At 62.3% G+C, this 10,005-nt stretch carries 6 protein-coding genes; all 6 read left to right on the forward strand.

What is annotated here, in order from left to right:
• Positions 1-19: 19 nt before the first annotated feature.
• Genes HCU76_RS37450 through HCU76_RS35780 form a run of 6 tightly spaced genes read left to right on the forward strand, consistent with a single transcriptional unit; the run spans position 20 to position 9,596 of the window.
• Positions 20-154, forward strand: a complete 135-nt coding sequence (locus HCU76_RS37450; protein WP_371319964.1) for a hypothetical protein — start codon at positions 20-22, stop codon at positions 152-154.
• Positions 151-2,511, forward strand: a complete 2,361-nt coding sequence (gene speC / locus HCU76_RS35760; protein WP_213959865.1) for an ornithine decarboxylase — start codon at positions 151-153, stop codon at positions 2,509-2,511. The genes HCU76_RS37450 and speC overlap by 4 nt, the downstream gene beginning before the upstream one ends.
• A 42-nt stretch (positions 2,512-2,553) precedes the next feature.
• On the forward strand, positions 2,554-4,854 hold the full coding sequence (adiA, locus tag HCU76_RS35765; protein ID WP_213959864.1) for an arginine decarboxylase: 2,301 nt from the start codon (positions 2,554-2,556) through the stop codon (positions 4,852-4,854).
• Between the two features lie 30 nt (positions 4,855-4,884).
• A complete protein-coding gene (gene potE / locus HCU76_RS35770; RefSeq protein WP_213959863.1) occupies positions 4,885-6,228 on the forward strand; it encodes a putrescine-ornithine antiporter in 1,344 nt (447 codons plus the stop codon).
• Between the two features lie 47 nt (positions 6,229-6,275).
• Positions 6,276-7,235 (forward strand): amino acid ABC transporter substrate-binding protein, encoded by a 960-nt coding sequence (locus HCU76_RS35775; RefSeq protein WP_213959862.1) that lies wholly within the window; start codon positions 6,276-6,278, stop codon positions 7,233-7,235.
• A 60-nt stretch (positions 7,236-7,295) separates the two neighbouring features.
• Complete coding sequence (locus HCU76_RS35780; protein ID WP_213959861.1) at positions 7,296-9,596, forward strand: Orn/Lys/Arg decarboxylase N-terminal domain-containing protein; 2,301 nt, start codon at positions 7,296-7,298, stop codon at positions 9,594-9,596.
• Positions 9,597-10,005: the final 409 nt, after the last annotated feature.

Raw genomic sequence — 10,005 nt, forward strand, 5'->3', positions numbered from 1 at the left:
CGACTCGATCATCGACTACCTGAAGTTCGCACGCGACACCGACGACCGCTTCCCGGGCTTCGAGGCGGACATCCACGGACTGCGATTCGATCTCGATGCACAGGGCCACAAGCGCTGGCTGGTCGACTGCATCAAGGAAGGAGCGATGCCATGATTCCGAGTGCGGTCAAGCCGCCGACGATTCCGATCTCTTTCCACCGGAAGCTGAAGGTGGTGGCCATCGTCGACACTGCGAGCCAGCAAATCCGCGAACTGCTGGACGAGATTCGCGCGGATAACTATGAGGTCGAAGTCACAGAGAGCTTCGATCGGGATTTATTCGAGGACTCCTCTGTCGGCGCATACGTTGCCTTGATCGATGGCGAACGTCTGGAGTCGGCAAGAAAGCTGGGGGAGGGGGTGCGCGCCATCGGCTTTCGCACGCCGTTGTGGGCGTTGGCGAATTCGCACAAGATTTCCGATCTCATGGTGGTGGGGCAGGGCGAAGTCGAAGGCTACATCTATCTGGGTCAACAGACGCCGGTTTTCTATGCCAAGCAGATCGTCGCGAGCCTGATCAAGTACGGCATGAGCCTGCTGCCGCCGTTCTTCAAGGGACTGATGTCCTACGACGGCGAGGCCACGATCGCATTCGACTGCCCTGGGCATCAGGGCGGGCAGTTCTACCGCAAATCGCCAGCCGGTCAGATGTTCTTCAGGCACTACGGCGAGAACATCTTCAGGAGCGACCTGTGCAACGCGGATGTGGATCTCGGCGACCTGCTGATTCACGAAGGTACGGCGGTAGACGCGCAGCGGTACGCTGCGCAGGTCTTCGGCGCGGACAAGACCTATTTTGTCCTGAACGGCACGAGCACGTCCAACAAGATCGTTACAAACGCGGTGCTGCGGTTGGGCGACCTGGTGCTGTTCGATCGGAACAACCACAAGTCGCTCCATCAGGGGGCGTTGGTGCAGGCGGGCGCGATCCCTATCTTTCTGCCGACGGCGCGCAATGCGTTCGGCATGATCGGCGCGGTCGACTGGGCTGCGCTCGACGAGGACTACCTGCGCGAGCAGATACGCACGTGCCCGCTGGTGAAGGACAAGGAACGCGCCGATTCGGCGCAGCCCTTCCGGATGGCCTGCATCCAACTGGCAACCTACGACGGCACGGTCTACAACGTGCGCAAGGTGCTCGACAAGGTGGGCCACCTGTGCGAGTACTTCCTCTGGGACGAGGCATGGATTGGCTACAACGCGTTCCATCCGCTGTTCACCGATCACAGTCCGATGCGCTTGGAAAACCTGTCGCCCGAGATGCCGGGCCTGTTTTCCACGCAATCGGTGCACAAGCAGGGGGCGGGCTTCTCCCAGGCGTCTCAGATCCACAAGCGCGACGAGCACATTCGGGGCCAAAAGCGCTTTGTCGAGCACAAGCGCTTCAACGAGTCGTTCCTCATGAACGCATCGACGTCGCCCTTCTATCCGTTGTTCGCATCGCTCGACGTGAATGCGAAAGTGCACGAAGGCAAGGCCGGGGAGATGCTGTGGGATCGGTGCATCGAACTCGCCATCGACACGCGCAAGAAACTGCGCGAGTTCTGCCACCATTTCGAGAAGACCGGCCAGAGCGCCGAGGAGCAATGGTTCTTCGACCCCTTCGTGCCGGACGTGGTGACGATCAAGGGCTCCAACTTCACCGCGGACGCAACGGATGTGCCCTGGGAGGACCTGCCGACGTCCGTTATCAAGCATGAGCAGCAGTGCTGGAATTTCCACCCGCAGGGCACTTGGCACGGCTACAAGGGCTACGCTGAGGGCCAGGCGATGGTCGATCCCAACAAGCTCGCATTGCTGACGCCGGGAATCGACCGCAAGACCGGCGACTACCTGGACTTTGGCGTGCCGGCGACCGTCGTTGCGAACTACCTGCGTGAGCAGCGCATCGTCCCGGAGAAGTGCGACCTCAACAGCATCCTGTTCCTGATGACGCCTGCGGAAGACGAAGGCAAGCTCAACACGCTCATCGCGAAACTCGTCAAGTTCAAGGCGCTTTGGGACCGCGACGCCGCGCTCGCCGAGGTGTTGCCTTCGGTTTGCGCCAACTATAGCGAGCGCTACGCCGGCTACACGCTGCGCCAGGTCTGCAACGAGATGCACGCGTTCTATCGCAAGGCCAACGTCAAGGAACTTCAGCGCCTGTCATTTCGCGCCGAGAGTTTTCCGGAGCTTGCGATGTCGCCTCAAGAGGCCTATCGGGCACTGGTGGGCAATGACGTGGACTACGTGCCGCTGGAGCAGGCCCGGGGCCGGATTTCGGCGACGCTGGCCCTGATCTACCCGCCGGGTATCGGGGTAGTCGTTCCTGGCGAGCGTTGGGATGCCAGGGCACAGCCGATGCTCGATTACTTTTTCGCCTTCGAAGAGTCGTTCAACCGTTTCCCCGGGTTCAACTACGAAGTCCAAGGCGTGTTCCAGGAGCGGGTGGACGGGCGGATCAAGTTCCACACTTACGTGGTGCGGGAGTAGCGCGCGTTCGAAGGGTCGATTGAACCGGAAAGGCAAAAGACAATGTTGAATCCGACAGCTGGTCCGTTGAGGCCTCGTGTGCTGATGGTCGACGATGGCCTGGCCAAGCTCGACACTGCGATTGGTCGTGCGACTGAAGGTCTTGCGCACTCGCTGGAAGCACGCAATATCGAGGTCGTTCGCGCGTTGTCATTGGAGGATGGTTTGGCGATCGTTGGGGCCGACGCATCGCTTCGTGCGGTCCTGCTTAACTGGAATCTCGGTGACGACGGCGCTGACACGCATGCGCAGGCGACCGCGTTGCTGAAGAAACTCGGCGAGCGTCACGCAGATGCCCCCGTCTTCCTGCTTGCCGTGCGCGAGATCGCCAAGACCTCGATCACCATCGAAGCGGTGGAGATGATCGATGAATTCGTGTGGCTGCTGGAGGATACGGCCGACTTCGTTGCAGGCCGCGTGCTTGCCGCGGTCCAACGCTACCAGTCGCAACTGTTGCCGCCTTACGCGCGGGCCATGGCCGCGTACTCGCAGATCCGCGAGCATTCGTGGTCGGCGCCCGGACATCAGGGCGGCATCGCTTTCACCAAGCTCCCTTCCGGGCGCGCGTTCTTCGATTTCATGGGCGAGAACGTCTTTCGCACCGACATGGGCATTGAACGCGGCGTGCTGGGCTCGCTGCTGGATCACACCGGCCCGGTCGCCGAAAGCGAGCGCTATGCCGCGCGAGTGTTCGGCGCGCACCGCAGCTACTCTGGCGTGGTCGGCACCTCGGGTTCGAACCGCAGCATCATGCAGGCCTGCATGAAGGCAGATGACCTCGTGGTGCTCGATCGCAACTGCCACAAGTCGATCGAGCAGGGCCTGATGCTGACCGGTGCGCGGCCGGTCTACATGGTTCCCACGCGCAATCGCTACGGCATCATCGGTCCGATTCCACCCTCGGAGATGGATCCGAAAACCATCCGCGAGAAGGCGAAGACAGGCGCGCTCACGAAAGGCGTCGCGGACAAGAAGCCTGTCTATGCGGTCGTGACCAACAGCACCTACGACGGGCTTTGCTACAACGCGGTGCGTGCGCAGGCGTTGCTCGAAAAATCGAGCGACCGGATCCACTTCGACGAAGCCTGGTACGGCTATGCGCGCTTCAATCCGATGTATGCGGACCATTTCGCGATGCGCGGCGATCCGGCAGCGCACCAGGGTCCGACCGTGTTCGCAACGCATTCGACGCACAAGCTGCTGGCCGCGCTGTCGCAGGCGTCTTACATCCATGTGCGCGACGGCAAGAGTGCGATCAACCACCACCGGTTCAACCAGGCGTACATGATGCACACGACGACGTCGCCGCTCTACAGCATCGTGGCGTCGAACGACATCACCTCGTCCATGATGGACGGCAACGGGGGCCTGTCGCTCACCCAGGAGACGATCCAGGAAGCGGTGGACTTCCGCCAGGCCGTGGGCCGCATCCGGCACCACTTCGAGCAGCGCAAGGACTGGTTCTTCGCACCCTGGAATGTAGACTTGGTGAAAGGAACCAAGGGTCGGCGGGTTCCGTTCCACGAGGCATCCTCGGAATACCTTTGCACGAGCCAGGATCCCTGGATCCTTCGGCCCGGCGACGCATGGCACGGCTTTGGCAACATCGCCGACAACTGGTGCATGCTCGATCCGATCAAGGTCAGCATCCTTGCGCCGGGAATGGGCATCGACGGCAAGCTCGAGAAGACGGGCGTTCCCGCCGCGCTGGTCAATGCGTACTTCAACCGGTTTGGCATCGTCCCGACGCGCGTCACCGATTTCCAGGTGATGTTCCTGTTTTCCATCGGCATCACCAAGGGCAAGTGGGGCACGCTGCTGTCCAACTTGCTGGCATTCAAGCGCGACTACGACGCCAACTGCCCGATCGTCGAGGCGCTGCCGGAGATCGCGGCGCAGTACCCGCAGCGCTACCGCAACGTCGGGATGCACGAACTCGGCGACGAGTTGTTCGAGTACCTGCGCAAGGAGCGCCCGGGCGACCTCCTCAACGATGCCTATGAGAGCCTCCCCGCCGCGGACATGACACCGCGCGAGGCGTATGAACACCTCGTCGACGGCAACGTGGAAGCGGTCCCGGTGGCGAATCTGGGCGGTCGTACCGCGGCCAACGCCGTCATGCCGTATCCCCCCGGCATCCCGATGTTGATGTCGGGTGAGAACTTCGGCAGTGCGAAGTCGCCCCAGATCGGTTATTTACGCAGCATGGAAAGCCGGGAGCGGCAGTTTCCCGGATTCGCCGGTGTCATCGAAGGCGCCGAGATGATCGATGGAACGTATCACGTCCTGTGCGTGAAGAAGTAGTGCACAGCAACACCACGGAGCGACCAGACCATGGCAACAGCACCTGCAAAGAAGATGAACGTGATGCAGCTGACCATCCTGGTTGCTGTGAACATGATGGGCTCCGGCATCATCATGCTGCCGACCAACATGGCCAAGGTCGGGGCGATCTCGCTGCTGTCGTGGATCGTGACGGCACTGGGCTCGATGGCCATCGCCTACGGCTTTGCCCAGGCCGGCCTGTTCAACAACCGACCGGGCGGCATGTCGGCCTATGCGGAGGACGCGCACGGCAAGCCGGGCTACTTCGTCGTCTTCCTGCTCTATTTCTTCTCGCTGGCCATCGGCAACGTCGCGATCGCGATCTCGGCGGTGGGCTATCTGGCCACGTTCTTTCCGGCGATGTCGGCCACTCCGATCGCGACCTGCATCACCGTGATCGCATTGCTCTGGCTGACGACCGTGGCGAATTTCGGCGGTCCTTCCATCACCGGGAAGATCGGCTCGCTGACGGTCTGGGGAGTCATCATCCCGGTGGCGGGGCTGTGCATCATCGGCTGGTTCTGGTTCAAGAGCGACGTCTTCGCGCAGGCCTGGAATCCGAAAGGCATGAGCATCGGCGAGGGATTGGGCTCCAGCATCTCACTCACGCTGTGGGCATTTCTTGGGATGGAGTCTGCGGCCCAGAACTCCGACGCGGTCGAGAATCCGAAGAAGAATGTACCGCTGGCCTGCATGTTCGGCACGCTGGGCGCTGCCGTGATCTACATCCTATCCACCACGGTGATCCAGGGCATCGTGCCCAATCCCGAGCTGGCGAAATCGACCGGGCCCTTCGGGCTGGCCTATGCCCACATGTTCAATCCGACCGTCGGCTCCATCATCATGGCGCTGGCGGTGATTGCCTGCATCGGTTCGCTGCTGGGATGGCAATTCACTATCGGGCAGACCGCCAAGGCCGCGGCCGAAGAACGCATGTTTCCGGCCGTATTCTCGAAACTGAACGGCATGGGCGCGCCGGTGGTGGGCATGACCGTCATGGGTGTGGTGCAGTCGGCACTGGCGCTTTCCACGATCTCGCCTTCCTTGAGCGAACAGTTCAGTGCGCTGGTCAACCTGGCCGTCGTGACCAACGTGCTTCCCTACATCATCGCGTTGTCCGCGCTGACCGTGATGATGCGACGCGCCGGGGCGGACGCATCGGTATTCAAGCGCAATACAGCCGTCGGACTGATCGCGATGCTCTATTCAACCTATGCGCTCTATGCCTCCGGCAAGGATGCGGTGCTTGGGGGAATGATCATCCTGGCATTGACCTACATTGTCTGGGGCTTCATCGCGCCCCGCTTCGCGTCCGGCCAAGTCGTCGTAACACCGGCAGGGGTCGTCAAATGACAGCCACGGAACCCATGCAACCCACGCACCCGATACAAGGAGAGAACATGCACGCCATCTCATGCTCCACCGGGCACCGCAACCTCAGCCGTAGTCGTGGATCGCTGCTGTTGCCCATCGCCACAGCATTGCTGCCTGTACTGGCTCTGTTCTCGCCGTCAACGGCCGCGGCCGGCGCCACGCTGGACCGTATCAAGCAGGCGGGTGTGCTCAAGCTCGGCTATGGGCCTGACGGCCCCTACACGAGCAAGGAAGGCTCGGGCAATCCTGGGGGATTTGCGCTCGATCTTTGCAGGACCGTTGCGGACGGCGTCAAGGCCGACCTCGGCTTGCCTGCGCTCAAGGTGGAGTACGTGCCCCTGCCTCGTGACGCCTCCTTGCGCGCGGTTGTCGAGGGAAAGGTCGATGTTCTATGCGATGTGACGGTGCCGACGACTGCAACGCGCAAGCTGGTGTCCTACTCGATCCCGGTTTTCGCAAGCGGTGTCGGCGCGGTCGTTCGCCGTAGCGCGTCGGATCGGCTCAAGGACATCCTTCTCGGCCGTACCCCGCCCACCGCGCCAAGTTGGCGCGGCAATGCCGACCGGCTGCTGCGCGACAGCACGATTTCTGTGGTGGCGGGCACGCGCGCGGAAACCGTCGTGGCCGACAGACTTGGCGACCTGCAGCTGATCCCCCGCATTGTCCCCGTGAGCGACTACGCGGCAGGTCTCGCGCGGGTGGTCGACGGTCGGTCGAACATCTTCTTCGGCGACAGGGCGATATTGCTCGATGCCATCCGCCGAGGCAACTTTCCAGGCGAGCTGCAGCTGCTCGATCGCTACTTCACGCTCGAGATGGTAGCTTTCGCGTTGCCGCGTGGCGACGAGGATTTGCGTCTTTCGGTGGACACCGCCTTGAGCAAGCTGTTCCGGTCCGACGAATTCCCGGCGGTCTTCGTGAAGTGGTTTGGCCCGCTCGGCCCCAACACGCTGAATTATTTTAGGGTCAGTACCTTGACGGAGTGAGCAAGAAGGCGCTCGTGTGGAGGGGCGCTGCTCTTACGTTCAGAAGCGGGAGACAGTCTCATGGGTCATGAAGTATTGACGTCGCAGCTCACCGTGCTGGTGGTCTATGGTGCCATCGAGGCCGGGACCACGCTGGGCAGGTCGGGAAGCGCCTTGATCGAGAAGTTGCGTACGCGCGGATTCAACGTCATCTCGGCGCGCTCGGTCGACGATGGCGTGTCCGCCATCCGCTCGGACCCGCTGATCGGATGCGTGATCGTGGATGCCGATCTGTCGGAATCGAATGGCGCGGAGGCAGTGCTGAAGGCGTTTCGTGCCCGCAACGATCGGGCGCCGGCCTTCCTGTTCGGGGAGCGCAGCCTGATTCCTGCCATTCCGCTCGCGACGCTGAAGCTGGCCGACGAATTCGTCTGGCTGACCGAAGACACCCCGGCCTTCATCGCGGGCCGCGTGGAAGCGGCGGTCCGGCGCTACCGCGAGAACCTCCTGCCGCCGATGTTTGCGTCCATGCTTGCGCAAGCCAACATGCGCGACTATGCGTTCGGCACGCCCGGCCATCTCGGCGGCACTGCCTTCCTGAAGACGCCGGTGTCCAAGGTGTTCTTCGACTACTTCGGCGAGAACATGTTCCGTTCGGATCTTTCGATCGGGATGGCGGCCGTGGGCTCGCTGCTCGATCACAGCGGGCCGATCGGCGAGAGCGAGAAATATGCGGCGCGCGTGTTCGGCTCGCACCGCTCCTACACCGTCACCAACGGCACGTCGAGCTCGAATCGCATCATCTTCATGGCCAGCCTGACGCAGAACGACATCGCCCTGTGCGACCGCAACTGCCACAAATCGATAGAGCACGGATTGACGATGACCGGTGCGATCCCGGTGTTCCTGGTGCCGCACCGCAATCGCTACGGCATCATCGGCCCGATCTATCCAGAGGACCTGCAGCCGGAAGCACTCAGGAAACGCATCGCGGCGCATGCGCTCGCCGGCTCGGCCAACAGCCCGAAGCCGCGTCACACCATCATCACGAACTCGACCTACGACGGGCTCATCTACAACGTGGCACGCGTGATCGAGATCGGAGCGGACGCCATCGACCGTCTGCATTTCGACGAGGCCTGGTACGCCTACGCACGCTTCAATCCGCTCTACAGCAAGCGTCACGCGATGTTCGGCAATGCCGACGAGTACGCCGATGGCCCGACCCTGTTCGCGACACATTCGACCCACAAGCTGCTGGCGGCGTTCTCCCAGGCTTCGTTCATCCACATTCGCGACGGACGCGATCCGATCGAGCATGTGCGTTTCAACGAGTCGTTCATGATGCATGCGTCGACCTCGCCCTTCTATCCGATCATTGCGTCGAACGAGATTTCGGCGGCGATGATGGATGGCGCGAGTGGCGTCGCCCTCACGACCGAATCCATTCGCGAGGCCGTCAGTTTCCGCCAGACGATGGGACGCATCCAGCGGCAATATGCCGAGGCCGGCGAATGGTTCTTCGGCACGTGGAACGCGCCCGAAGTGACAGATCCCGAGAGCGGCCAGCGCGTCGCATTCGAGGAAGCGCGCGAATCGCTGCTGGTCACGGACCCGGAGTGCTGGGTGCTGCACCCTGGCGAGTCGTGGCACGGGTTCGAAGGGCTCGAGGACGGGTACTGCATGCTGGACCCCATCAAGGTCACGGTGGTCTCGCCCGGCATTGCGATTGACGGCACTTTCGAGGGCCATGGCATTCCAGCGGCGCTGATCTCGGCCTACCTGGTGCGGCACGGCTTCGAGTACGAGAAGACGCAGGACTTCACGATCCTGTTCCTGTTCTCGATCGGCATGACCAAGGCCAAGTGGGGCACGCTGCTGACCACGCTGATCAAGTTCAAGGATGACTACGACGCCAACACGCCGCTCGGCGTGGCCCTGCCGGACCAGGCTGCTGCTGGCGGCGAGCGCTACCACGGCATGGGATTGCGTGACCTGAGCGACGAGATGTTCGAGCACTACAGGACATCGAACCAGATGCACCATTTGCAGGGCGCATTTTCCAGCCTGCCGGCGTCGCAGATGACGCCGGCGGAGGCCTACCGGCGGCTGGTGCGAAACGAGGTGGAGCGTGTCGGTCTCGACGACATGGCACAGCGCATCGTTGCGACGAGCGTGGTGCCGTATCCGCCCGGCATCCCGATGCTGATGCCCGGCGAAAGCGCCGGGGCCGAGGACGGGCCCAACATCGGCTATCTCAAGGCGCTGCGTGCCTGGGACCATCGCTTCCCGGGATTTGGGCATGAGACCCACGGCGTCGAGGTGAAGGACGGCGAGCACTTCATCTATTGCCTGAAACCGTCGCATGTGGCGAATTCGTGAGCGTTTTGAACGATGACGTAATGGCTGGGAGCCTAAAGTTGTTGGTGGACCATTTTTGCCTCTGTGCCGGACTGGGACTCGGAGTCGGTCAAGGCGCCGCGTCAGCGAGGCGACCGCGGCGATGCGGCAATCGCAAGCGAGGGGGACGCAGCAGCGACCAGCCTTCAGGGCGCGTGCCCTGGCGCTGTCGCGATTCGAATCGCGGGGCCGATGCTCAGCGGCGACATCCATCACGCATCCTGTTCATCTGAGTTGGATGTGCTGATAGGCATGGCACTGCGCAACGCCCGGACCCGATGCCCTTGCCATGTCGACGCCGAACGCGCAGCATGAATCGACAACGACATGCCGCGATCGGCAGACCGCTCCCTGGGGATTGATAGCGCCATCAGGGTTCACGGGTTCAATC

This window comes from Variovorax sp. dw_308, assembly GCF_019207085.1.
GTDB lineage: Bacteria > Pseudomonadota > Gammaproteobacteria > Burkholderiales > Burkholderiaceae_C > Variovorax.

Bases quoted from the DNA above. Each gene is read 5' to 3' on its own strand.
- HCU76_RS35780 (WP_213959861.1), top strand. From the start codon at position 7,296: ATGGGTCATGAAGTATTGACGTCGCAGCTCACCGTGCTGGTGGTCTAT.
- speC (WP_213959865.1), top strand. From the start codon at position 151: ATGATTCCGAGTGCGGTCAAGCCGCCGACGATTCCGATCTCTTTCCAC.
- adiA (WP_213959864.1), top strand. From the start codon at position 2,554: ATGTTGAATCCGACAGCTGGTCCGTTGAGGCCTCGTGTGCTGATGGTC.
- potE (WP_213959863.1), top strand. From the start codon at position 4,885: ATGGCAACAGCACCTGCAAAGAAGATGAACGTGATGCAGCTGACCATC.
- HCU76_RS35775 (WP_213959862.1), top strand. From the start codon at position 6,276: ATGCACGCCATCTCATGCTCCACCGGGCACCGCAACCTCAGCCGTAGT.